28 protein-coding genes are annotated in these 21,996 nt (G+C 51.8%); 3 read left to right on the forward strand and 25 right to left on the reverse strand.

Annotation, left to right across the window (positions count from 1 at the left end; all coding sequences use genetic code 11):
• Positions 1-46 precede the first annotated feature (46 nt).
• The 10 genes from aqpZ to LG201_RS10115 form a co-directional block, all read right to left on the reverse strand.
• On the reverse strand, positions 47-739 hold the full coding sequence (gene aqpZ, locus LG201_RS10070) for an aquaporin Z (protein WP_226772073.1): 693 nt from the start codon (positions 737-739) through the stop codon (positions 47-49).
• A 359-nt stretch (positions 740-1,098) separates the two neighbouring features.
• Complete coding sequence (locus LG201_RS10075) at positions 1,099-2,409, reverse strand: anti-phage deoxyguanosine triphosphatase (protein WP_226772074.1); 1,311 nt, start codon at positions 2,407-2,409, stop codon at positions 1,099-1,101.
• 151 nt (positions 2,410-2,560) lie between these two features.
• A complete protein-coding gene (locus LG201_RS10080) occupies positions 2,561-2,965 on the reverse strand; it encodes a hypothetical protein (RefSeq protein ID WP_226772075.1) in 405 nt (134 codons plus the stop codon).
• 64 nt (positions 2,966-3,029) lie between these two features.
• Positions 3,030-3,506 carry a DUF2569 domain-containing protein gene (locus tag LG201_RS10085; protein ID WP_226772076.1) on the reverse strand — a complete coding sequence of 159 codons (477 nt, stop codon included), beginning with the start codon at positions 3,504-3,506 and terminating at the stop codon, positions 3,030-3,032.
• A 33-nt stretch (positions 3,507-3,539) separates the two neighbouring features.
• On the reverse strand, positions 3,540-3,953 hold the full coding sequence (locus tag LG201_RS10090; protein ID WP_226772077.1) for a hypothetical protein: 414 nt from the start codon (positions 3,951-3,953) through the stop codon (positions 3,540-3,542).
• 103 nt (positions 3,954-4,056) lie between these two features.
• Complete coding sequence (xth, locus tag LG201_RS10095) at positions 4,057-4,824, reverse strand: exodeoxyribonuclease III (RefSeq protein WP_226772078.1); 768 nt, start codon at positions 4,822-4,824, stop codon at positions 4,057-4,059.
• A gap of 64 nt (positions 4,825-4,888) precedes the next feature.
• The gene (rlmF, locus tag LG201_RS10100) at positions 4,889-5,899 is read right to left on the reverse strand and encodes a 23S rRNA (adenine(1618)-N(6))-methyltransferase RlmF (protein ID WP_226772079.1); all 1,011 of its coding nucleotides are present in this window, start codon (positions 5,897-5,899) and stop codon (positions 4,889-4,891) included.
• 17 nt (positions 5,900-5,916) lie between these two features.
• A complete protein-coding gene (locus LG201_RS10105) occupies positions 5,917-6,228 on the reverse strand; it encodes a putative quinol monooxygenase (protein WP_226772080.1) in 312 nt (103 codons plus the stop codon).
• Positions 6,229-6,275: 47 nt separating this feature from the next.
• Positions 6,276-6,647, reverse strand: a complete 372-nt coding sequence (locus LG201_RS10110; protein ID WP_226772081.1) for a VOC family protein — start codon at positions 6,645-6,647, stop codon at positions 6,276-6,278.
• A 56-nt stretch (positions 6,648-6,703) separates the two neighbouring features.
• Positions 6,704-7,045 carry a hypothetical protein gene (locus LG201_RS10115; RefSeq protein ID WP_226772082.1) on the reverse strand — a complete coding sequence of 114 codons (342 nt, stop codon included), beginning with the start codon at positions 7,043-7,045 and terminating at the stop codon, positions 6,704-6,706.
• 161 nt (positions 7,046-7,206) lie between these two features.
• Between LG201_RS10115 and LG201_RS10120 the strand changes: the two genes are divergently transcribed.
• A complete protein-coding gene (locus LG201_RS10120) occupies positions 7,207-7,701 on the forward strand; it encodes an aminoacyl-tRNA deacylase (protein ID WP_226772083.1) in 495 nt (164 codons plus the stop codon).
• Between the two features lie 441 nt (positions 7,702-8,142).
• Here LG201_RS10120 and LG201_RS10125 read toward each other — a convergent pair whose 3' ends face one another.
• Complete coding sequence (locus LG201_RS10125; RefSeq protein ID WP_226772084.1) at positions 8,143-8,679, reverse strand: YaeQ family protein; 537 nt, start codon at positions 8,677-8,679, stop codon at positions 8,143-8,145.
• 187 nt (positions 8,680-8,866) lie between these two features.
• Between LG201_RS10125 and LG201_RS10130 the strand changes: the two genes are divergently transcribed.
• Together LG201_RS10130 and LG201_RS10135 are read left to right on the forward strand one after the other, a co-directional pair.
• Entirely contained in the window at positions 8,867-9,085 is a 219-nt protein-coding gene (locus LG201_RS10130) for an antitoxin MazE family protein (protein ID WP_226772085.1), read from the forward strand.
• Positions 9,085-9,408, forward strand: a complete 324-nt coding sequence (locus LG201_RS10135) for a type II toxin-antitoxin system PemK/MazF family toxin (RefSeq protein WP_226772086.1) — start codon at positions 9,085-9,087, stop codon at positions 9,406-9,408. Before LG201_RS10130 ends, LG201_RS10135 begins: the two co-directional genes overlap by 1 nt.
• 161 nt (positions 9,409-9,569) lie before the next feature.
• Here LG201_RS10135 and LG201_RS10140 read toward each other — a convergent pair whose 3' ends face one another.
• The 14 genes from LG201_RS10140 to LG201_RS10205 form a co-directional block, all read right to left on the reverse strand.
• On the reverse strand, positions 9,570-11,618 hold the full coding sequence (locus LG201_RS10140) for a M3 family metallopeptidase (protein WP_226772087.1): 2,049 nt from the start codon (positions 11,616-11,618) through the stop codon (positions 9,570-9,572).
• Between the two features lie 9 nt (positions 11,619-11,627).
• Positions 11,628-11,969 carry a DUF4870 domain-containing protein gene (locus LG201_RS10145; RefSeq protein WP_226772088.1) on the reverse strand — a complete coding sequence of 114 codons (342 nt, stop codon included), beginning with the start codon at positions 11,967-11,969 and terminating at the stop codon, positions 11,628-11,630.
• 81 nt (positions 11,970-12,050) lie between these two features.
• The gene (gene ptsP / locus LG201_RS10150) at positions 12,051-13,793 is read right to left on the reverse strand and encodes a phosphoenolpyruvate--protein phosphotransferase (RefSeq protein WP_226772089.1); all 1,743 of its coding nucleotides are present in this window, start codon (positions 13,791-13,793) and stop codon (positions 12,051-12,053) included.
• Between the two features lie 41 nt (positions 13,794-13,834).
• On the reverse strand, positions 13,835-14,104 hold the full coding sequence (locus LG201_RS10155) for an HPr family phosphocarrier protein (protein WP_226772090.1): 270 nt from the start codon (positions 14,102-14,104) through the stop codon (positions 13,835-13,837).
• Entirely contained in the window at positions 14,097-14,504 is a 408-nt protein-coding gene (locus tag LG201_RS10160; protein WP_226772091.1) for a PTS sugar transporter subunit IIA, read from the reverse strand. Before LG201_RS10160 ends, LG201_RS10155 begins: the two co-directional genes overlap by 8 nt.
• A 63-nt stretch (positions 14,505-14,567) precedes the next feature.
• Positions 14,568-15,410: an RNase adapter RapZ gene (gene rapZ, locus LG201_RS10165; RefSeq protein WP_226772092.1), complete on the reverse strand. Its 843-nt coding sequence runs from the start codon at positions 15,408-15,410 to the stop codon at positions 14,568-14,570.
• Positions 15,411-15,413: 3 nt separating this feature from the next.
• Positions 15,414-16,370: an HPr(Ser) kinase/phosphatase gene (gene hprK / locus LG201_RS10170; RefSeq protein WP_226772172.1), complete on the reverse strand. Its 957-nt coding sequence runs from the start codon at positions 16,368-16,370 to the stop codon at positions 15,414-15,416.
• Positions 16,371-16,500: 130 nt separating this feature from the next.
• Positions 16,501-16,827, reverse strand: a complete 327-nt coding sequence (gene hpf, locus LG201_RS10175) for a ribosome hibernation-promoting factor, HPF/YfiA family (protein WP_226772093.1) — start codon at positions 16,825-16,827, stop codon at positions 16,501-16,503.
• Between the two features lie 31 nt (positions 16,828-16,858).
• On the reverse strand, positions 16,859-18,319 hold the full coding sequence (locus LG201_RS10180) for an RNA polymerase factor sigma-54 (RefSeq protein ID WP_226772094.1): 1,461 nt from the start codon (positions 18,317-18,319) through the stop codon (positions 16,859-16,861).
• Positions 18,320-18,343: 24 nt separating this feature from the next.
• Positions 18,344-19,066 (reverse strand): LPS export ABC transporter ATP-binding protein, encoded by a 723-nt coding sequence (lptB, locus tag LG201_RS10185; protein WP_226772095.1) that lies wholly within the window; start codon positions 19,064-19,066, stop codon positions 18,344-18,346.
• A 51-nt stretch (positions 19,067-19,117) separates the two neighbouring features.
• Positions 19,118-19,681 (reverse strand): lipopolysaccharide transport periplasmic protein LptA, encoded by a 564-nt coding sequence (gene lptA, locus LG201_RS10190; RefSeq protein WP_404809732.1) that lies wholly within the window; start codon positions 19,679-19,681, stop codon positions 19,118-19,120.
• A gap of 25 nt (positions 19,682-19,706) precedes the next feature.
• On the reverse strand, positions 19,707-20,429 hold the full coding sequence (gene lptC, locus LG201_RS10195; RefSeq protein ID WP_226772096.1) for an LPS export ABC transporter periplasmic protein LptC: 723 nt from the start codon (positions 20,427-20,429) through the stop codon (positions 19,707-19,709).
• A gap of 9 nt (positions 20,430-20,438) precedes the next feature.
• Positions 20,439-20,963, reverse strand: a complete 525-nt coding sequence (locus LG201_RS10200; protein ID WP_226772097.1) for a KdsC family phosphatase — start codon at positions 20,961-20,963, stop codon at positions 20,439-20,441.
• 3 nt (positions 20,964-20,966) lie between these two features.
• Positions 20,967-21,965 (reverse strand): KpsF/GutQ family sugar-phosphate isomerase, encoded by a 999-nt coding sequence (locus LG201_RS10205; RefSeq protein ID WP_226772098.1) that lies wholly within the window; start codon positions 21,963-21,965, stop codon positions 20,967-20,969.
• Between the last annotated feature and the right edge of the window lie 31 nt (positions 21,966-21,996).

Raw genomic sequence — 21,996 nt, forward strand, 5'->3', positions numbered from 1 at the left:
ATGGCTGCAATGGCTGCGTTTAAACCCAGCCATTGCCAGATGTGATCTAGGATTGTGATTTTTCTGCCAACGCGCGATACATCAACGCTCCCAGTATGCCGCCTAGGATAGGCGCAAGCCAGAACAGCCATAACTGATCGGTGGCCCAGCCACCTGCGTACACCGCAACCCCAGTGCTGCGCGCTGGATTAACCGAAGTATTGGTGACCGGAATGCTGATGAGGTGAATCAGGGTCAAGGCCAGGCCAATGGCGATAGGGGCACATCCTGAGGGTGCCTGCTTGTCGGTAGCGCCCATGATGATAAACAGGAAGAATGCCGTCATGACAATTTCAGTGACCAGTGCGGCGGTGAGAGAGTAAGCGCCAGGAGAGTGCTCACCAAATCCATTGGAGGCAAACCCTGCACTGACATCAAAACCTGCTTGCCCGCTGGCAATCACAAACAGCACACCGCCTGCAGCAATGGCACCTGTTACCTGGGCCACGATATATGGCACCAGTTGTGCTGCGCCAAAACGACCACCTGCCCAGAGGCCAATTGAAACAGCCGGGTTGAGATGGCAGCCGGAAATGTGACCAATGGCAAATGCCATGGTTAATACCGTAAGCCCAAATGCCAGCGCAACACCGTGAAACCCAATGCCAACCTCAGGAAAGGAAGCGGCCAGCACTGCACTGCCGCAGCCACCAAGTACCAGCCAGAATGTGCCGATAAACTCTGCACCATATTGTTTCATTGCCAATCTCCTTGAATGAATGTGTTTCGATATACAAGGTGGTGGGAATGACGACCTTGCAGGCGCAAGTATAAAAGGACAATCAGTGTTGTTGATCGATGTAATTGTCAACAATTGTCAGTGTTTTGAGTGGTATTTGGTGCGAAATGGAGGAAGTTGTCCATTTCTGGATGTTGGCGGGATGCTGACATTTGGGCTGTAGGCTGTGCGTCGATTGATTATCTGGCGAGCTTGCGATCCATTGCATATGGGCGAATCCCGCCTGCCATGAGCGCGAATACTGCGAATGAGATAGGTGTTGAGGTGACTCTTGTTTAAGGCGGGAAGACGTTAGAACCCGATTAGGCGCCTGATGAAAGTTATATCTTGTCGAATACAGAACCAATATCCGGGCTGAACATGCGATGGTAGAGCCTGGTGGCGTAGATATCGGTCATGCTGGCAATATAGTCGCAAATGATGCGTGGCTGATTGTCACTGCCATGGAACAGTTGCAAGGTGGGCTGTGGCAACAGGCGGTCAGGGTTTTCCAGCAGCGTGGAAAATAGCCGCATGATCATTTGCTGCCCCTTGAATTCAAGGGCCTGGATTTGCGGGCGACGGATCACGATATCAAACACAAAACGCTTGAGGATATGGAGCAGGGCACCTGCCTCGGTTTCCATCTGTGCTTGCAGCCTCAGTAGAGGGGTGGTGAATCCCTGTTGCTCGACAATGTGGATATGGCTGATGAAATAATTGACCAGTTTGCTAATGGCGTGTTTGCGGTCACGATCATTGCCAGAGAACAGTTTGTTGTTATAGAAATCGGCCTCAACTGCAAGGGGGCAGGTGGATAAATCATTCGCCTCAACCATCACCAGTTCATGCCACTGCTTGGCGGTAATCAGCTCCAATGCCAGTGCGTCTTCAAGGTCGTGAACTCCATAGGCAATATCATCTGCCAGCTCCATGATGGATGTATCAAAGCCTTTATGGATGGATTTCCCATGTTTGCTATTCAGCACTTTTCTCTCCCGGAAACGCTGCCTCTCATCGGCAGGTAAGGGCGCTAATATCCACTGCAGAATGTCCGCTTCATCATCATGCAGGCATTTGGGTGGACGGGCATGGTCGATATTGGAAGCGGTGGTCTGGATATTGGTTGGGTAATGCGCGACTTCGCTATGCAGCACTGGGTATTTCAGCAAACCCAGCATGGTGCGACGGGTAAGGTCCAGGCCGTGTTCAGGCGAGTATTCTCCCAGCCTGCCAATGATGCGCAATGTCTGACCGTTGCCCTCGAATCCGCCATGCTCATACATGAATGCGTTAAGGGCGACTTCACCGCCGTGGCCAAAAGGCGGATGACCCAGGTCATGTCCCAGGCAGATAGCCTCAATCAGGCTGAGGGACGGGATCCACTCTGCATGGTGGGCATATTGCTGGCGCAATTGCTCACAGATACCAGAGCCTATCTGGGCAACCTCAAGCGAATGCGTAAGGCGGGTGCGATAAAAGTCGCTGTCGCCTATGCTGAAAATCTGCGTTTTGGATTGCAGGCGCCGAAATGAGGAAGAGTGGATAATGCGCGCGCGATCACGCTGGTAATCGCTGTCTGCCGTGCTGGAGTTAAAAGGCTTACCTGCATAACCTGCACTATAGCGCCTGCGGTCTATCCATTGTTCCATGCGTGTGTCTTGGTAAAGGTTGATGGTTGAAGGCTGCTATATTGCCATGAAACTGCTATATCGACCTATTTAGGCAGGGAGTGGGCAGGCATGAATTGTGACGATGTTATCCTGTGAATACGCCATCCTGTGCTTTGATCGATCACGCATGCTACAAGCATGGCACATGCAAGCGCCAATCGTCGCGTGAATAAACGTCCATCAGCATCGTTTCCGCTTCAGTGTAATGAATTTCTGTCCCTGGTGGGACTGCCAATTGTGTCAGCGCTGTGCGCAAAGCATGGCGCGTGATATCGAGATTGATGGTGGTGATGTCTATGCGTTGATGCATGAGATGCTGGGTGCCATCATGTCCTGCATCACTCACTGACTCTCCCCAGCCGATGACGCTGCCTGCATCCTGGTTTTGCAGGATCAGCGCCAGTTCATTTTCACGCTGGTGAAAAGGGTCTGCTCTATGGTGCGGATTGACCGGGATCTTGACGTAAACGAACAGGGTGGGAGTCCTGTTGATAAACGCGGTATCCAGGCTTTGATCATCTGTGTGTGTGACCATGATATCCACTCCCTAGGTGTTGTTAATAGTTAACGTCTTTCCTGTGAGTGGCGTTGACCTGTCATCACCTGACGAAGGTGGCGTGCACGCGTTTTGATCGCAGCATATAAGGTACCCAGATCACCACGGCCACCAGGGAGCGAAGCACTTCTTTGGTGGTCTCTGCATCAAACATGGTTTCTTCAGGCAATACCATTTTGATGGCGATGGCATCCAGCACAATGAAAGCAAGGGTGAAAATTAATGTGCTGATATACCAGGTGGGGAATTGTCGTTTTTTGCGGAAGAATAATATGGCGACCCATATCCAGGTAATGACCAGCGCAACATTGATGAAGATTTCCAGGGAGAGAATAGGTGCCCATAATGCATGGTAAGCAGAACTGCCGGGGGTGGTCAGAAGGTCCCAATAACCCTTGGAAAACATGTCGGAATAAATGGGGATAATCTGGGAAAGCAACCGCAATGGGGAAGCAATAATGCCAATGCCGACCAATATCAGCCAGCCACCCAGTCCTTCCAGTTTTTTCTCATCTGCCATATTCATTTCTCCCTTGTGGCAATAGCCCTTGCACTAGGATGTGCTGATCGGAATAAACCACCTGGGCTTGATCCGACCAAAATCCCAGCGCACATGCTTGGTTAATGTTTTCTTTGAATCGAGAATAACAGGTCCATCAGGACTACGCCAGAATACTACCCAATGCCAGTATGGCTGGCCGTTTTCAAGCCGCCATTTGATGGCAAGCAGGGCAATATCAGGCAGTGCTTGCCAGGAAGTGAAAGTGGTTTCCTGGTGATCCACTTCAATAGAAAAGTGGCCTAGCAGTCTGCGCACATAATCAGTTGTGGACCATAAGCGGGTATCCTCGGCAAAGATGCCCAACTGGTTAGCCACTGCTTTTGCCTGTGTGTAAGTGATGCCTGCGAGCACAGCCACACTGGCAATACCACAGCCGGAGGGCTCTTCTTGAATGACGGGGTTCATAAAGCTTATATGGATATCAAAACGGAGTAGTGAATTAAGTACAAAGTTTGGGTATGTGCCGATTACCAGCGCTTACATCATCAATGTAACCAGCATTGATGGGTTAACAAGAAAGTTCCAGTACTACCGGAGTATGGTCGGAAGGGCGTTCCAGCTTGCGTGGCTCCTTATCTATCCAGCTGCGGGTGCATTGGTTCACCAATGGTGTACTGACCAGAATGTGGTCTATGCGCATGCCTAGATTGCGGCGGAATCCTGCCATGCGGTAATCCCACCAGCTGAAGCTGGCTTCCTCCTGGTCAAACAGGCGGAAACTGTCATGCAATCCCAATGCGGACAAGCCCTGAAAAGCATGACGTTCAGGTTCGCTCACCAGCACTTGACCAATCCATGCTGCCGGATCATGCACATCGCGATCTTCAGGAGCAATATTGTAATCTCCCAGCAACGCCAGCTTTGGATGTTGCGCCAGCTCATTTTGCAGATAAGCCGTCAGGGCTTCCAGCCAGCCCAGTTTGTATTGATATTTGTCTGAATCCAGACTCTGTCCATTCGGAATGTAGGCACACACTATCCTGATACCATTGATGGTGGCGGTGATCAGCCGCTTTTGTTCATCATTAAATCCCGGAATCCCTAATTGTGGATTTTCAATGGCATGTGGGCTGAGAATTGCCACGCCATTATAGGTTTTCTGCCCGATATGAATCGCGTTGTAGCCTGCCTGGGACAGTGCTTCATAAGGAAACTTGATGTCTTCCTGCTTGGTTTCCTGCAGGCACAGTACATCAGGTTTTTCTGTGGCTACCCAGTCCAGTACGTGAGGCAGGCGTACATTGAGGGAGTTGACGTTCCAGGTGGCGAGTTTCATGAATGCAGCATTTCAGGTTCTAGGAGTTGCAAGTTTATCATTCCCGCATCGGCAATGACTTGCTCTAGCGGGATGTTGCTGTTGGCCAGCGCTGGCTGACCCAGGCACGTTGCTGCTGGCTATCAAGAAAAGTCCATGCTACAACGCGGCTTTTCTTCTGCCCTTGTGCCATGTCAATGGTCTTGACCTTGAATGCATCGGCCTGCCGCAGTACGCGATAGACCGCGGGCAGGGTGGTGGCTTTGGACACCAGCGTAGTAAACCATAAGCATTGCCTGCCTATAGCGGCGCTTTCGCTGACCATGCGGTCGATAAATGCTTCTTCACCTCCCTCGCAATACAGTTCGGCAGATTGTCCGCCAAAATTCAGCTTGTGGGCAGGCAGGGGTTTGCTGCTTCTGCGCGCAGGCTTGCCACGGCTCTTTTCCAGTCCTTGCCATTTACGTTGGGTACCAGCAGCAGCGTCATCCTGCGATGCATGAAATGGCGGGTTGCACATGGTCAGGTCGAAGCGATCAGTGGCCTCAACCACTCCTGGGAAAATGACAGCAGCGTTCGCCTGCAGGCGCAGGGTGATGGCATGATCCAGACCTGGATTGGCCGCTACAATCTGGCGCGCATTGTCCAATGCCTGAGGGTTGATATCGGCCCCCACGAATTGCCAGCCGTATTCATGCTGGCCGATCAGGGGATACACCAGATTAGCGCCCACACCGATATCGAGCACCTGTATCTGCCGTCCACGCGGGATGAATCCGCCATTGCTTGCTGCCAGCAAGTCGGCCAGGTAATGCAGGTAATCTGCCCGGCCAGGAATAGGAGGGCAAAGGAATTGTGCCGGGATATCCCACTCGGCAATCGCGTAATAGTGCTTGAGCAATGCCTGGTTAAGGGCTTTCACTGCCAGTGGATCAGCAAAGTTGATGGAAGCATCCTGATATTCATTCAAACGCACAAAATTCGCCAAAACCGGATGAGCCCGCGTCAACTGCTCAAAATCATAACGCGCTCTATGCTGGTTGCGGGGATGTAGTCCTGATTTTTCAACCGGATTGGAAGGGGTATGGGCAGTCATGAAAGCAGGCGTGTAGGTTATAACGGTGAGGCAGGACCATTAAACGTATCCATCAGCAAAAACGTGCCTTCTTCGCGCCTGAGCTGGTTGATTTTCGGCACTAACAGCTTGAAATGCTCAGTCTGGCAGTGCAGGTCGAGTGCGGCTTTATCCGGCCATTCTTCAATGAAAATAAAATGGCCTGGGTCTTTCTGATTAATAAACAGGTCATACGCGATGCAAAGCGGTTCTTGCTTACTTTTCTCAACCAGTTCTATATATAAAGGCATGACTTGATCAATGTACTCTGGCTTGATGAAATCCTGTGCGATGACTTTGAGTATATTCATGCGATCCTTGAGTGGAAATCCTGAGTGAGCCATATCGTCAATTCAGCTCATTGTTGTGCAATACGAAATACCCTGCTGGAGATACTGATTGCGTTATTGTCAGGGTCTTTGGCGTTGGCGAAACTATAACCATGGGCGTGATGTAACGCACCAAATTTTAATCCATTGTTTGCTGCGTTAATGATGAATGCCTCAATCTCTTGCACATGAAAGGAGAGCTTAACGCCAACCTGGCCGAGCTTGATGGACTTGGCAGCCTGATGAATCAGAATGGCTGCTCCACCGAACGGCGCATGAAGCTCGATCAGCCCTTCATGCACTTCACCTGTGCTCTCAAAACCAAAGTGTCTGCAATAAAAACGGGCGGTTTTCTCCATATCTTTCGCATAGATGATGATAGTACCAAGCGGTGAGCTCATTTCAATCCTGTTTGGTTGTGGCTGCAGGTTGAATGGGCTTCTTGTGCATGCAAATGTCAGGTGTTTTGATCACTTGAACCTCCCAAAATGGAGCTGAATCTTGCCAATACAATGAGTACGGTGGGCCAGAACAGCGTGTTGATTATATCGTGCAAGCTGGCTGCCCAACGCCAATGGCCCAAACTTGCGATGTCATCACGCCTATCCAGTACTTCTCCCGCAATAGCGACGGTAAATACGACAATCCATGGGCTGATGGACTTGAGTGGTTTGCGGAATAGTGCCACTGCCACAAGGAACACCGCCAGTCCGACATAGATGTGAAGCGCATCCTTGGAAAGGCCAACAGTGGCAATAATGTCCAGTTTAATGGATTGAAATAATGACGTTGCTATCATGCTGTGTTGTACTCCTTCCCAAGGTATTGAGGCAGATGCAGAGGTTGTGATATTGATGCCACATGCAGGTGCCATGATACATTTGATTGGCTCAGGCACCTTACTGGATCATGTGAGCCTGATTACAATAAGGCTGAGTTAACTAAACGAAGAGAAGAGACATGACCACAGCATTTACTTCACCAGTCACAGACTTGCTGAACCGACTGGCCATTACTTTTAGTGTGATAGAGATTCCGCTAAGTGAGGATAAAAAGCCGGTACGCAACCTGGAAGAATTACTGGAAAGCCAGGGTCTGGAGCCAAAATCCGTGGTGCGCAGCGTCGTGTTCCGCACAGGGTCGGAGAAATTTATACTCCTGGCGGTGGCAGGTGGTGGCCGTGCTGATTGGGCTTTGCTACGCAATCATCTGGATGAACGCAAGCTGCGGATGGCGGAATATGACGAAGTGCCCGAGGCAACCGGGTATGTAGTGGGAGCCGTGCCACCGATAGCATTGCCCGAGGGGCTGAAGGTCATGGTGGATAGCAGTTTAGGTGATTATGAAACCGTGGTGATTGGTAGCGGCATTCTCGGTTATGCGCTAGCCCTGAAAAGTGCTGATCTGTTAAGAGCATTTGGTGATGCGGAACAGGGGAGTTTTACCAAAGCATAATGTGCGGGGCGATGTGTTTTATAGCTATTCCCTGGTCTTCATGACTTTCCTGGCGATGCAAGCTGAAGCCCAAGCAAATAACCAGGCAATCAAGCCCCAGGAAAAGCCCAGAAACCCCCAACCAAATATCGAGGGGGCGCACCAGCCCCAGCCACATGCACCATCATGCTGGAGCAATCCAGGCATGCCAATATGATGAAACACATAGATGGAGAGATAGGGAATTGCCCAGACTATCCCTAACGGCTAGTCTACATAATGGGGATAAAGATACAGGCAGAGCGATAGCAAAATAAATACTGCAATGTAGGCGGCAAGAAATTTAAGCGTGAGCGGTTTGAGCATGGTGTTGGTTTAATGATCAAAGTGCTGACGGTAGTTGTCCATGTGGTTTTCGTGGCCGCATTGACGAGCGCTTTCGGTCTATTTCTCGCCTATAGGCTATTTCCACTTTTCGCATTGCACCTCAACACTGCGTTCACCATCACTCAACCACACCTGGCCGTCCTGTATCGTGCATTGCAGGTTCATGCTGCGTTGAGCCAAGTCTGCCAATGCCTTGGTGTTTTCTGGCGGCAAGTTGATGATAGACAAATTCTTGAGCCGGGCAAAGCCATCTGCATTCTGGGCAAACCACATCTCTGCCGTGCGGCCACCATAGGTATACACCAGCATGGTATCAGCCCGTCCACAGGCCTTGCGGATCAGTTTCTCATCCGGCAGGCCCACATCAATCCACTGCTCAATCTTGCCGGTGAGATCCTTGCGCCAGATATCCGCCTCCTCATCGTCTGTCATACCCTGGCCAAAGGCCAACAATTCATCCGCATGCAGGGCAAATGCCAGCAAACGCACCATCATGCGCTCATCTGTTTCCGAAGGATGCCGTGCCAATGTCAGCGCATGATCCTGGTAATAATGTCGCTCCATGTCCGCAATTTGCAGATTGGCCTTGAATACGGTGGATTTGAGCGCCATGGAATTCCTGAATGCAGTTGGATGAGGAAACGGAGCTTAACGCATGTTCGTAGAAAACTGCCACTCCAATTTTGGCAAAATGCAATCCACATAACGCCACCCCATCAATCATTACATGACAGTCCTTATGTTGCATGTAACATAAAATGAGCATACGATGTTGCATGTAACAGTTTTGGGGATGAATATGGCAACTTTAGTCAATGATCGAGTCAAGAAGCACCGCCACGCCTTGCGTATGGCAGGTTTGCGTCCCGTACAAATTTGGGTGCCAGACACACGCCAGGCTGGTTTTGCAGCGGAATGCAGGCGTCAGTCACAGTTGATTGCTAAAGCAGAGTCCACCAACCAAGATGTCTCCAGTATGCTGGATCAAGCACTTGAAGATATTGAAGGATGGGAATAGTGCAGCGTGGAGACCTCATCACCATTGCTTTGCAGGGAGCGTTCGGCAAGCCTCGTCCCGCATTGGTGATTCAGGCAGATCAATTCAACGAACATCCCACCATCACCGTGCTACCCGTCACCAGTGCATTGGTGGAAGCACCTTTATTGCGTGTAAGTATTCATCCCGACCAGCAGAATGGCCTGGATAAACCCTCGCAAGTCATGATCGATAAAACCGTCACCATCACAAGACACAAAGCAGGTGAAGTCTTTGGCCGTATTGATGCCACTACCATGGTGGAAGTGCAACGCTGCCTGGCGGTTTTTCTGGGTATTGCCTAAATATTTAGTTTGATTTGGCAGCTTGCTGATTAGAGCGATGAAGAAAAACTTAATATAGTTGTCCGAGGCATTTGACCACCGCCAGATAGTCCACATTATCCTCATAACTACCAGCAAGTAGCGCGCAATAGCCAACGGGTATTGCGCCGTATCTCATTCTCTTAAGCCCTCATTCCGTTATGCCTTAACAACGCATCAATACTTGGCTCCCTACCCCTGAATGCAATAAATGATTCCAGAGCAGGCCTGGAGCCACCTTGGGCAAGGATTTCGTTCCAGAAGCGTTTGCCTGCTTCGGCAGATAGCACGCCGTTTTCCTCAAACATGCTGTAGGCGTCTGCAGATAGCACTTCTGCCCATTTGTAGCTGTAATAGCCTGCACCGTAACCACCGGCAAAGATGTGGGAGAAGTTGTTGGGGAAACGGTTCCACTTGGGTGGACGGACTACGGCGACTTCATCGCGGATTTGTTCGATGAGGTCGAGTGCAGTTTGTGTGCTGAATGGATCAAAGTCTGCATGCAGGCGCATGTCGAACAGGGAGAATTCGATCTGGCGCATGGTCTGCATGCCAGCCTGGAAATTCTTGGCGGCGACCATTTTGTCGAACAGTTCACGCGGCAAATGTGCGCCGGTGTCCACATGTTTGGTCATGTGGCGCAGCACGTCCCATTCCCAGCAGAAGTTTTCCATGAACTGGCTGGGCAGCTCCACTGCGTCCCATTCCACGCCCTTGATGCCAGACACACCGTAGTCTTCCACCTGGGTCAGCATATGGTGCAGGCCATGGCCAAACTCGTGGAACATGGTGATGACTTCATCATGGGTGAAGAGGGCAGGTTTGCCGCCGACGGGAGCCGAGAAGTTGCAGGTGAGGTATGCCACAGGCGTTTCCACGCCGTGGGGCTTGCGGCGACGGGTGATGGCCTCGTCCATCCAGGCACCGCCACGCTTGTTGTTGCGGGCGTAGAGGTCCAGGTAGAACTGACCAATGACATTGCCTTGCTGGTCGGTGATTTCATAGAAGCTGGCAGATTCATGCCAGACTGGGGCTGGTGTCTTGTTCACCTGCAGGCCGAAGATGGTTTCTGTGACCTTGAACAGGCCATGCAGCACTTGGGCTTCCGGGAAGTACTGTTTCACCTCCTGGTCAGAAAACGCGTATTTATCTTCACGCAGTTTCTCAGAAGCGTAGGCGATATCCCAGGCTTGCAGTTCGGCAAGACCGAGCTTGTCTGCAGCATAGGCTTTCAGCTCTTGCATGTCGCGTTCGGCAAACGGTTTGGCCCGTACGCCAAGTTGTTGCAGGAATTCCTCTACCTGTGCGGGTGTTTCTGCCATCTTGGTAGCCAGCGAGGTTTCAGCATAATTCTTGTAACCAAGCAGGGTGGCAGCTTCACGGCGTAGCTTGAGTATGCTGGCGATCAGCGCGGTGTTATCCCATTCAGGTTTGCCGAATTCTGACGCGCGGGTTGCGTAAGCGCGGTAAAGTTGTTCACGCAGTGCGCGATTTTCTGCGTATTGCACGACAGGCATATAGGAAGGGAATTGCAGGCTGAATTTCCAGCCGGTTTTTTCATCGGCCTGGGCAGCTTCCGCCGCGGCTTGCAAGGCGTCTTCCGGAATGCCGCTCAGCTCTGCTGCATCTTCGATAAAGAGCGCGTAATCATTGGTGGTATCCAGCAGGTTTTCCTCAAACTTGGAAGATAGTGTGGAAAGCTCTTCCTGGATTGCCTTGAATCTGGCTTTCTTGTCTTCTGGCAGTTCAGCACCGCCCAGACGGAAATCCCGCAGCTCATTTTCAAGAATCTTGCGCTGGGCGGTGCTCAGGCTTTCATAGGCTTTGCTGGCCCGAATGGCGCGGAACTTGGCATACAGTCGTTCGTCTTGTGAGAGGTCAGCGTAAAACGCAGTGAGCTTGGGCAGGTTTTCGTTATAGGCTTCACGCAATTCCGGGCTATTGATGACGGCGTTCAAATGACCCACTTGTGACCACGCCCGTGAAATCTGTTCTTCAAAATCTTCCAGTGGGCGTGCAAAGTTATCCCAGGTGGGCTCCGTCTGGTCTGCTACCAGTGATTCAACCAAAGTCTTGCCCTGTTCCAGCAAGTAATCGACGGCAGGCGTGACATGGCTGGCTTTGACCTGGTCAAATTGAGGCAGGCCGGAGAAGTGCAGTAAAGGATTGTTGGTTGGTGGGTTAGTGCTCACTTGGTGTCCTTAACTAATCAAACGTAGCGTAAACGGATAACGGTATTCTTCTCCCTTGCTGGCAGCAATCGCAGCCACGATGCAGAGAATGATGTTGGCAATCCAGAGGATGCCACCGATTAAAAATCCGATGAGAATATAAATCAATATGGAGCTGATCGCGTAGCCTATCAAGAGGGTGATCTGAAAATTAAGCGCTTCACGCGCGTGAGCACCGATAAATGCGCTGTCATCCTTCTTCAGTAACCAGACAATCAGGCTGGGCACAATGCTGAACAAGGTACCGCCCAGATGTGTGAGAACCGCGATGTTTTTTTCGTTGTCACTGGCAACGGGAATCAGGTTGGTCATGATGGGGTACCTCAGCAATTGAACGTACGGGTTGATAAATGGATATATGGTGCTCTCATCCCAAAAAAACCTACTCAGACTCTACAGATTGAGTTTGTGCAGTAAGGGTTCAATTTTATCGATGTCGTAACTGCTCATGATTTTGCGCGCGATAGGAGCTGCTGTGCTAAGGTCAGATTGCAGCACCTGCCGCTTGATGGTGAGGATGTGAGACGGATGCATGGATAACTGGCGCAGCCCCAGGCTCATGAGCAAGCGGGTAAAGGCGACATCTCCCGCCATTTCACCGCAGACCGATACCGGTTTGTTCAGTTTGTTACCGGCACGGATAGTCATCTCTATCAATTTCAAGACGGCTGGATGAGTGGGCTTGTATAGGTGCGATACCGAGTCATCAGTGCGGTCAATTGCCAAGGAATACTGGATCAAGTCATTGGTGCCAATGGAAAGGAAATCCAGTTCACGGGCAAATGCCTCTGCATTTAATGCCGCCGCTGGGATTTCTATCATGCCGCCTAGTTTGATGTGTTCATCGAAAGGTAGTTTCTCCGCTCTCAGACTTTCCTTGGCGCGTTCAAGTAATACCACGGTTTGACGCAGCTCAGACAGGTTGGACAGCATGGGAATCAGAATCTTGATTTGCCCATAATGTGAGGCGCGCAGGATGGCGCGCAACTGCACATGGAAAATATGCGGTTCAGACAGGCACAGGCGAATGGCGCGCAGGCCCAGTGCGGGGTTGGTGCAACTGCGGGCCGCATCCGGGTTCATTTGCTTGTCGGCACCCAGATCCAGCGTGCGGATGGTGACCGGTAAACCCTTCATCATTTCTGTCACGGTGCGATAAGCAGCAAACTGTTCTTCTTCATTGGGCATTTCGCGCCGGTTCATGAACAGGAACTCGGTACGATAAAGTCCAATGCCGGTCGCCCCCACCGCCTTGGCTTTTGCCACATCGGAAGGGACTTCGATATTGGCGTGCAGTTCCACTTCAACGCCATCCAGCGTCACGGCCCTGGTCAGCTTGAGGCGTTTGAGTTTTTGTTGCTCCAGCTCCCATTGTTCCTGGCGCAAACGATATTCAGCCAGTGTGTCCTTGTCGGGATTGACGATCACGATGCCGTAATTGCCATCCACAATAATCAATTCACCATCGCGGATCAGGTCACGTGCGCGATGTAAGGCGACGATGGACGGAATATTCAGGCTACGGGCAAGAATGGCAGTGTGTGAGGTGGCGCCGCCGACATCGGTGATAAAAGCCGCAAACTGGTGATGCTTGAACTGGATTGCATCGGCGGGCGATACATCATGCGCGACCAGAATCAATGCGCTTTCATTGGGACGGATTGCGACTTCGCTGGGATGGCCGAGCAATACCTTGATGATGCGCTCGACTACCTGTACTACATCCTGCTTGCGTTCACGCAGGTACTCATCTTCAATCAGCTCGAATTGCGCGACCAGCTCGTTCATTTGCTGCTTCAACGCCCATTCGGCATTGCACAGCTCCTGTTCAATGATGGCCTTGGGTTCTTCGGACAAATGCTTGTCCGCGAGGATCATCAGATGGGTGTTGATGAATGCGTCCAGCTCGGCTGGCGCATTGGCGGGAAGCTGATCACGTACCGCTTCCAGGTCAAGCTTGACTCTGTCTATGGCATTTTCAAAGCGGAGGATTTCTGCGCCCAGTGCTTTTTTGGGGACTTGATAGTGCACCACTTCAAGCAATGCACTGGATACTATATGGGCGTTCCCGATGGCAATGCCACTGGAGACGCCCACGCCATGAATGGAAAAACTAACCTTGGTATTCTGGGCCATGGTCTTATTCCTGCGGGGGGGTAGGAAATGACATGATGGACTTACTCGGGTTCGCCAAAGCGACCATTGATAAGATTGACCAGGGCGTCCATGGCCGCCTGTTCATCGCTACCGTTGGTCTCCAGATTGATTTTGCTGCCCTTGCTGGCGGCCAGCATCATGACGCCCATAATGCTTTTTGCATTCACGCGGCGTCCATTACGTTCTATCCATATCTCGCAGGTATGCTGGCTGGCAGTCTGTGTCAGCTTGGTAGAGGCACGGGCATGCAACCCCAGTTTGTTGATGATTTCTATTTCTTGTTTAATCATGATGCTTACATGCGTCCTTGGAAAAATGTACAACCCCATCGCGGCCGCCACTGATGGCTTTATCGACCAGAGTCATGATGTTGGCGTTTCTATAAGTCAATGCGCGTACCAGCATGGGCAGGTTAACGCCTGCAACGCCCTCCACATGGCCAGGGATCAATAGCTTGCTGACCAGGTTACAGGGCGTGGCACCATAGATATCAGAAAGTATCAGTACCCCCTGGCCTTCGTCCAGCTCCCTGATCATTTGCTGCGCCTGGGGTAGTAAGGCAGAGGGATCGTCATGCGTGCCTACCCCCAGCTGTCTTAATAGTTGGGGACGTGATCCCATCACGTGGCTGGCACAGTGGATCAGGCTTTCGCCCAGTGTGCCATGGGCGATGATAAGTATTCCGATCATGCGTAAATGTCCTGTTTCACAAAGCGTTCAAGTGAGCGCGCATAGTCATATGATGGTGGCGAACTAGCTTTTTTCCAGTTCACGGTGCCGGATCAGCACTTTTTGCTGGTGCTGGCGGAAATAAGCTCCGAGGCGTTCCACCAAATAAACCGATCTGTGCTGTCCACCCGTGCAGCCGATGGCCACTGTCAGATAACTGCGGTTATCCTGTACAAAGCACGGGAGCCAGCGCGAGACAAAGCCTTGTATGTCTTCATACATGCGGTGGACGTTTTCCTGTTTTTCCAGATAGTCGCGGATTACGGCATCCTGGCCGGTGAATGGGCGTAACTCTTTGTCATAGTAGGGGTTGGGCAGGCAACGTACATCGAATACATAGTCGGCATCCAGTGGAATACCATGTTTGAAGCCGAATGAGGAGAACAGCAGGGTGAGCTCACCATTCTTCTGGATCACGAATTCCTTGACCCAGTTACGCAGGGTGTTGGCACTCAGGTTACTGGTATCTATGCGCAGGCCCAGGTCGACCAGCTGTTCCAGCAAGTGGCGTTCATGGCTGATGCTTTCTGCCAGTGTGCTGGTATCCTTGCTCAGCGGATGGCGTCGCCGTGTTTCGCTGTAACGTTTGACCAGTGTTTCCACATTGGCCTCAAGAAAGAGCACCTGTACATCCATGCCCTGGCTCTTGAGCTGGCGAATATTATCCGGCAGGGCTTCCAGTGAGGCACTGCGTGTATCAATGCTGATAGCAACCTGTTCGTGCTGGACATTGCTCAGGTGTTCGGATATCTGCGGCAGCAAGGTGGCGGGCAGGTTGTCTATGCAATAGTAGCCACTGTCCTCCAGCATCTTGAGGACGATACTTTTGCCGGAGCCGGACAGGCCGGTAACGATGACGAGTTGCATGGATTATTCCGCCAGTTTGAGCTTTCTTGCCGTGCGCGCCATTTCACGATGCTGGCGCTGCATGAACTGCTTGGTGCCATTGATGCCACGTAGCAGCAGCATGTGGTTGCGGACCGCAACTTCCACCAATACCGCAATATTCCGTCCAGCTGCGACTGGAATGACGACCTTGGGAATTTTGACGTCCAGGATGGTTTCATGTTGCGATTTGATTTTGAGCCTGTCCAGCGGCACCATGGTGTCTGCCATTTCCAGTTGCACAATCAAATCCAGTGGCTTGGTTGGTTTGACTGCATTATCACCGAACAGGGCGCGTATATTCAGCACGCCCAGGCCGCGTACTTCCAGGAAATCCTGAAGCAGTGGTGGGCAACGTCCTTCCAGCCTGTCAGGGGCAATACGGTAAAAATCGACAATATCATCTGCCACCAGTCTATGTCCGCGCGAGATCAGTTCCAAGGCGAGCTCGCTCTTGCCGATGGCCGGGTTGCCCTTGACCAGAATGCCAAATCCCTGCACCTCGAGGAAGACCCCATGCAGGCTTTCCGAGACGGCAACAGCTTGTGCCAGATAATGGCTCAGTACATCCATCAGTCCTGGGCTGCGGAGCGGCGAGGTGAATAGGGGAGTGCTGTAATCGTCCGAAGCTGCAATCAGCTCTTGCGGGGGGATTTCACCGTTGGCGACAATAATCGCTGCCAGATCGGCAGAAAACAAATTCTTGATGGCCTGCTGTAGTTCTTTGGATTTGAGGCTACGCAGGTAATCCATTTCGGCACATCCCAGTACCTGTACGCGGTTGGGGTGTACGAAATTCAGGTGGCCTATCAGTGCCAGGGAGGGTTTGGTCACCGTTTCACTGGTCAGCGGGTTATCGCCGCCTGCCAGGCCTGCGATCCAGGTCAGCTTGAGCTTGCGACGGGTATCCTTGTAAAGCTGGGTAACACTGATTTCAGCCATGGCGTCTACTTGTACCTTGGGATTGTAGTGGGCTCTACTCATGAAACTGCTGCAGCAAGTGCCTCACAGCACGCCCCATTACAGGGCGTTATTGCTGCCGGGGCACTTTGCTGCAGCATGGTCTAACGACTTACTCTATTGGTTGATGCTTGAGTGCGCCATTAGCCTGGTTGTGATCACTGATTTTTTCCTTGTGTTTGACGACCTGGCGATCCAGCTTGTCCGTGAGGGTGTCGATAGCGCTATACATGTTCTCGGCACTGCTCTCCGCATGCAGGTCATTGCCCGGTACATGCAGGGTTGCTTCGACTTTTTGCACCAATTTTTCAACGCTGAAAGTGACTTTGACATCAATCACATGGTCAAAGTGGTTACTCAGTCGCGACAGTTTGGACTGCACATATTCGCGCAGGGCTGGGGTAACGTCCAGGTGGTGTCCGGTCAGGTGCAAATTCATAACGCTCTCCTTACTTGAAAAAACGCGTAAATCAAAGCGACTTACGCTGGTTGGCCGCGGGTATCTGTAGAGACTCGCGGTATTTCGCTATGGTTCTTCTTGCAACAACTATGCCTTGTTTACCAAGGATGTCGGTAATCTGATTGTCAGACAATGGTTTCTTTGGATTTTCTTCATTCACCATCTGCCGGATCAAAGCCCGGATGGCGGTGGCCGAGCATGCACCACCTGATTCAGTAGCCACATGGCTGCCAAAAAAATATTTCAGTTCATAGACACCGCGTGGGGTCAGCATATATTTACGGGTGGTGACGCGGGATACCGTGGATTCATGCAATCCCAGTTCATCGGCAATTTCACGCAACACCAGTGGTCGCATGGCTACTTCTCCATGCTCAAAGAAGTTGCGCTGACGATCAACGATGGCTTGTGATACCCGTAAGATCGTGGAGAAGCGTTGCTGGATGTTCTTTATCATCCATTTGGCTTCCTGCATCTGGCTCATCAAGTACTGACTTGAGCTTTCACGATTGCGTTTGAGGATGCCTGCATACAGTTGGTTGATGCGTAGTTTGGGCACCACTTCATCATTGAGGCTGGCAATCCAGATGCCTTTGATTTTCTTGACCACGATCTCGTGCTGGATGTAATGGTCAGAGCTAATGTGGCTGAACTCACCGCCAGGCCTGGGGTTCAGCTGGGTGACCAATAGCTGCACGCTCTTCAGTACATCATCATCGCATTGCAAGAGTTTGCGTAAACGGGCGTAGTCGCGTGTCGCCAATAGCGGCAAATGCTGTTCTGCTACCTTGATGGCGAGTTTGAGATGTGCCGTGTCGCCAGGTAATGCGCGCAATTGCAACGCCAGGCATTCGGCCAGGTTGCGGGCCCCTATGCCGGGTGGATCGAGGTTCTGGATGTGCTTGAGCGCTGTTTCCAGTTCAAGCTGGTCGATTTCCAGTTCTTCTGGCAACAACTCTGACAACTCTTCTAGCGACTGGTCAAGATAGCCGTCGTCGTTAATCGCATCGACCAATACCATGGCCAGTGTCTGATCACGCGCGGACAAGGGTAATAGTTTGATCTGGCTCAGCAGGTGCTCGCGCAGGGTGAGGTTGACCGCTTCCTGAAAGCTGAAGTCATTATCATCATCATTGTTGGCACCGCCTTCTTCCCAGCGATTACTGCCCTGGAAAGACTCAAAGTAATCATCACCGCCGCCAAACTCATCAACGCGTGGTACTTCTTCAGTGGTCGGTGTGCTGCTTTCCGCCGGTGCGCTGCTGATCTGGTCAGTAGGAGTATAGGTTTCTGGCACTTCGGGCGCGCCATCAGGCCCGTCGATACGTTCCAGCAGCGGGTTGGCCTGCAGCAGTGATTCCAGCTCCTGGTTGAGCTCCTGCGACGAGAGCTGCAGCAACTTGATTGACTGCTGCAACTGCGGCGTCAATGCCAGGTTCTGGGAAAATTTAAGCTGTAGACTTTGTTTCATGTTCTATTCCGCCTCATGTGTTTCCTACAAGCGGAAGTCCTTGCCCAGGTACACTTCTCGTACACTGGTGTTATGGATGATTTCACTCGGTTTGCCTGCGGCAAACACGCGCCCCTCATTCACAATATAAGCCCGGTCACAAATGCCCAGGGTTTCACGCACGTTATGATCAGTAATCAGCACGCCGATATTGCGCTCGGTGAGGAAGCGGATAATTTTCTGGATATCCAGTACGGCAATCGGGTCGATACCGGCAAATGGCTCATCCAGCAAAATGAAACTGGGGTTGGTGGCCAGGCAGCGGGCAATTTCCACGCGGCGTCTTTCACCGCCTGACAGACTCACGGCCATACTGTTACGGATATGGGTGATATGGAGTTCCTGTAACAGGGATTCAAGCTGTTCTTTTTGTTGCTCAGGCGGCATGTCCTGCAGTTCAAGAATGGCTTGAATGTTTTCCGTCACGGTCATCTTGCGGAAAATAGACGGTTCTTGTGGTAAATAGGCCAGGCCCATGCGCGCACGCTGATGAATCGGCATGCGGCTCAAGTCCTTGCCATCAAGCAGGATGCGACCATCGTCCAGCGGCACCAGGCCTACCATCATGTAGAAGCTGGTGGTTTTACCGGCACCATTGGGGCCAAGCAGGCCAACGACTTCACCACTATTGAGCTGCAGCGAAATATCCTGCACCACGGTACGGGACTTATATTTCTTGCGCAGACCTTCTACGATTAATTCACTCATTTATACAACAATCTTTTGAATCATATCTTCAATGTATGGATGGTTTTCAGCCTATGGAGTTTCAACGGTAGGGGTTGCAGTGCCGTCCTGACCAGGTTTCTTCTTGGGCTGGATAATTGCCCGGACGCGACCATTGGGTGTCGCCGGGGTAGCGGCTTGTGAGCCACCGCTGATGACCTCTGCATATTCAGCATTGGCATCGTACATAATGTAGTCACCGTGCACGATATCTTCACCGCGCTTGACCCAGGCCTTGATGAACAGCTGCACCTTGTCCATGCGTCCATCATACTCTATACGCTGACCACTGCCTTCCATGTATTCATTCTTGCCATCACGTTTCTGCTTGAAGGTTGTCGGGTTGCCATAGGACGTGCTGTGCTGGAAGCCTTCCTTGTCTTCACGCACTACCAGTTTGTCGCCCCTGATGATCAACGTACCTTGCGTCAGGATGACATTGCCAGTGTAGGTGCTGGTTTTCTTTGCATCATTGACCTGTACCGAGTCGGCTTCCAGTTCAATCGGTTTCTCCCGGTCAGCCTTTTCCGCATGGGCGTTCAGGCAAGGCATGGCAAACAGCATGCCGATAATGAAATAGCTACGCAACGTGCGCATATATTCTCCACTGATAGATATTGTTTTATTTGGATTTAGTTGGGAGCTTAGCATTTTTAGCGGTGCCGGACTTGGTTTGTTTGTTGCTGGTATTCTTGGCCGCAGGCTTGGTAGTCGTAGCCTTGTTCGGTGCGGGTTTGGCGGTTTTTGGCTTGCTGACTTTCTTGCCTGCATTCGGGCTTTCATAGTGCGTACGTACGCGCTTGTTCAATTGTATGGTTTGCTGTTTCTTGTCATAGATCATCCCCACCGCACGCACCACGCTCTTGGGCCCCTGGGTAATCACTACAGGCCTGTTTGTGGTGGCAATTTCCTTTTGCGGTTCCACTTGCAGGTAATCTGTAGTGAGCGTCATTTCCGGCTTGTCAGCAAAGGCGGCACGCACCACCCGTACATCATCGCGGAACTGCACCACTTCACCATTGCTGGATACCTGCCCACGTTTGCCTTCTATTGTGGTCGGCGGCTTGCCGGCACCGTATTGAGTGAAATGCGGATTTTCCAGCTCGGTCGTGTCATCGTCCGGGTAATGGCGCATTTCCGAGGCTTTGAGGATATGGCTGATATTGCCCGATGGATCGGTCTTGGTAGTGACAAAGTTATTGAGGATATAGTCCGGGTCGTGGCGCGTATTGCCATCCACACGCGGTTCTGGTGCTTGCACCGTGCGGTCTATCCATAGCGTGAGCAAGGCCAGCAGGCCAAGCACTGCCAATGGAAACAGGATGGTATTGGAGCGTCCTTGCATGAGTATCCGTTATTTCAGGTAAGGGGCCATTTGTGCATCGAAAGTGCCTTGCGCCTTCATGAGCAGCTCACAGACCTCACGTACCGCACCAAACCCTGCCTGGCGCTCAGTGGTGTAATGGGCATACTCTTTTACCAGCGGCATGGCATGCGGGACGGTAATGGCCAATCCAGCACGGCGCATCGGCGGGATATCAATCACGTCATCGCCCATGAACAGGCATTCCTCGGCAGATACACCCTGCTTGTCGAGCAAGTCGTTAAAAGCTTCGAGCTTGTCGTCTATTCCCTGGTAGATAATGCTGACGCCGGTATTTTCGGCGCGCTTGACTACCACCTTGGATTTGCGACCCGTGATATAAGCCATGCGTAGCCCTGTGTTCTTGAGCATCTTCATGCCCAGGCCATCCTGAGAATGAAACACCTTGTATTCCAGGCCATCATCACCCAGCATCAAGCCACCATTGGTCAGGATGCCGTCAACATCGAACACTGCAACCTTGATACGCTTTGCGCGTTCTTCTAATGAAATCACGTTCTAAACCACCTTTGCCATAAGGAGGTCGTGCATATTGAGTGCCCCGACCAGATTGCCCTGCAGGTCCAGGACCAGCAGGCTGTTGATTGCGCGTTGTTCCATCAGGGCCACGGCGTCTACTGCAAGTTGATCCGGCCCTATGGTTTGCGGGTTGACATGCATGACATCGGCCATGCGTGTGGTATGAATATCAATGCCATTTTCAAAAGCGCGGCGCAGGTCGCCATCAGTGAAGATGCCAATTGCCTTGCCTGCACCATCCATCACGGCCGTCATACCCAGGCCTTTGCGCGATATTTCCAGCAAGCCATCCTTGAGAAAGGCGTCAATACTGATCGTCGGAATGGCCTCCTCTGTGCGCATGATGTCTTTGACATGCAGCAACAGGCGCCTGCCCAGTGAGCCGCCTGGGTGCGATAGTGCGTAGTCTTCCTGGGAAAATCCGCGCTGGTCGAGCAGCGTCACCGCCAGTGCATCGCCCAAGGCGAGCGCGGCTGTGGTACTGGCTGTGGGGGATAGCCCCAAAGGACAGGCTTCTTCAGAGACATGGGCGTCCAGGAAAATCGATGCGGCCTTGGACAGGGTGGAGTTGCGATTGCCGGAAATACTGATCAGTGGCACACCCATGCGCTTGATGGGTGGCAGGATGGCCAGCAACTCATCGGCTTCGCCGGAGTTGGAAAGGGCGATCACCACATCATCCTTGGTGATCATGCCCAGGTCGCCATGGCTGGCTTCGGCTGGATGCATGAAAAAAGCCGGGGTGCCGGTGCTGGCCAGGGTGGCCGCAATCTTGTGACCCACATGGCCGGATTTGCCGATACCAGTCACGACAACTCTGCCACGGCACTGTAAAATAAGCTCGACTGCGTTGACGAAATTTTCATCCAGGCGTTCGGCCAGTGCCTGCACTTCCCTTGCCTCGATCTCTAATACTTCTCGCGCAAGCTGCAATGGCGCCTTTGCGCTACTGCTTTTCTGTAAATTGAAAATTCCCATATGTGCCAAGTATAAAAGGGAATGTTCTATG

Origin of the sequence: Methylobacillus gramineus (genome assembly GCF_020532675.1) — a bacterium.
Lineage (GTDB): Bacteria > Pseudomonadota > Gammaproteobacteria > Burkholderiales > Methylophilaceae > Methylobacillus > Methylobacillus gramineus.

Coding starts and splice junctions, on each gene's coding strand:
- aqpZ (WP_226772073.1), bottom strand. CDS start 739: ATGAAACAATATGGTGCAGAGTTTATCGGCACATTCTGGCTGGTACTT.
- LG201_RS10075 (WP_226772074.1), bottom strand. CDS start 2,409: ATGGAACAATGGATAGACCGCAGGCGCTATAGTGCAGGTTATGCAGGT.
- LG201_RS10080 (WP_226772075.1), bottom strand. CDS start 2,965: ATGGTCACACACACAGATGATCAAAGCCTGGATACCGCGTTTATCAAC.
- LG201_RS10085 (WP_226772076.1), bottom strand. CDS start 3,506: ATGGCAGATGAGAAAAAACTGGAAGGACTGGGTGGCTGGCTGATATTG.
- LG201_RS10090 (WP_226772077.1), bottom strand. CDS start 3,953: ATGAACCCCGTCATTCAAGAAGAGCCCTCCGGCTGTGGTATTGCCAGT.
- xth (WP_226772078.1), bottom strand. CDS start 4,824: ATGAAACTCGCCACCTGGAACGTCAACTCCCTCAATGTACGCCTGCCT.
- rlmF (WP_226772079.1), bottom strand. CDS start 5,899: ATGACTGCCCATACCCCTTCCAATCCGGTTGAAAAATCAGGACTACAT.
- LG201_RS10105 (WP_226772080.1), bottom strand. CDS start 6,228: ATGAATATACTCAAAGTCATCGCACAGGATTTCATCAAGCCAGAGTAC.
- LG201_RS10110 (WP_226772081.1), bottom strand. CDS start 6,647: ATGAGCTCACCGCTTGGTACTATCATCATCTATGCGAAAGATATGGAG.
- LG201_RS10115 (WP_226772082.1), bottom strand. CDS start 7,045: ATGATAGCAACGTCATTATTTCAATCCATTAAACTGGACATTATTGCC.
- LG201_RS10120 (WP_226772083.1), top strand. CDS start 7,207: ATGACCACAGCATTTACTTCACCAGTCACAGACTTGCTGAACCGACTG.
- LG201_RS10125 (WP_226772084.1), bottom strand. CDS start 8,679: ATGGCGCTCAAATCCACCGTATTCAAGGCCAATCTGCAAATTGCGGAC.
- LG201_RS10130 (WP_226772085.1), top strand. CDS start 8,867: ATGGCAACTTTAGTCAATGATCGAGTCAAGAAGCACCGCCACGCCTTG.
- LG201_RS10145 (WP_226772088.1), bottom strand. CDS start 11,969: ATGACCAACCTGATTCCCGTTGCCAGTGACAACGAAAAAAACATCGCG.
- ptsP (WP_226772089.1), bottom strand. CDS start 13,793: ATGGCCCAGAATACCAAGGTTAGTTTTTCCATTCATGGCGTGGGCGTC.
- LG201_RS10155 (WP_226772090.1), bottom strand. CDS start 14,104: ATGATTAAACAAGAAATAGAAATCATCAACAAACTGGGGTTGCATGCC.
- LG201_RS10160 (WP_226772091.1), bottom strand. CDS start 14,504: ATGATCGGAATACTTATCATCGCCCATGGCACACTGGGCGAAAGCCTG.
- rapZ (WP_226772092.1), bottom strand. CDS start 15,410: ATGCAACTCGTCATCGTTACCGGCCTGTCCGGCTCCGGCAAAAGTATC.
- hprK (WP_226772172.1), bottom strand. CDS start 16,370: ATGGCTGAAATCAGTGTTACCCAGCTTTACAAGGATACCCGTCGCAAG.
- hpf (WP_226772093.1), bottom strand. CDS start 16,827: ATGAATTTGCACCTGACCGGACACCACCTGGACGTTACCCCAGCCCTG.
- LG201_RS10180 (WP_226772094.1), bottom strand. CDS start 18,319: ATGAAACAAAGTCTACAGCTTAAATTTTCCCAGAACCTGGCATTGACG.
- lptB (WP_226772095.1), bottom strand. CDS start 19,066: ATGAGTGAATTAATCGTAGAAGGTCTGCGCAAGAAATATAAGTCCCGT.
- lptA (WP_404809732.1), bottom strand. CDS start 19,681: ATGCGCACGTTGCGTAGCTATTTCATTATCGGCATGCTGTTTGCCATG.
- lptC (WP_226772096.1), bottom strand. CDS start 20,429: ATGCAAGGACGCTCCAATACCATCCTGTTTCCATTGGCAGTGCTTGGC.
- LG201_RS10205 (WP_226772098.1), bottom strand. CDS start 21,965: ATGGGAATTTTCAATTTACAGAAAAGCAGTAGCGCAAAGGCGCCATTG.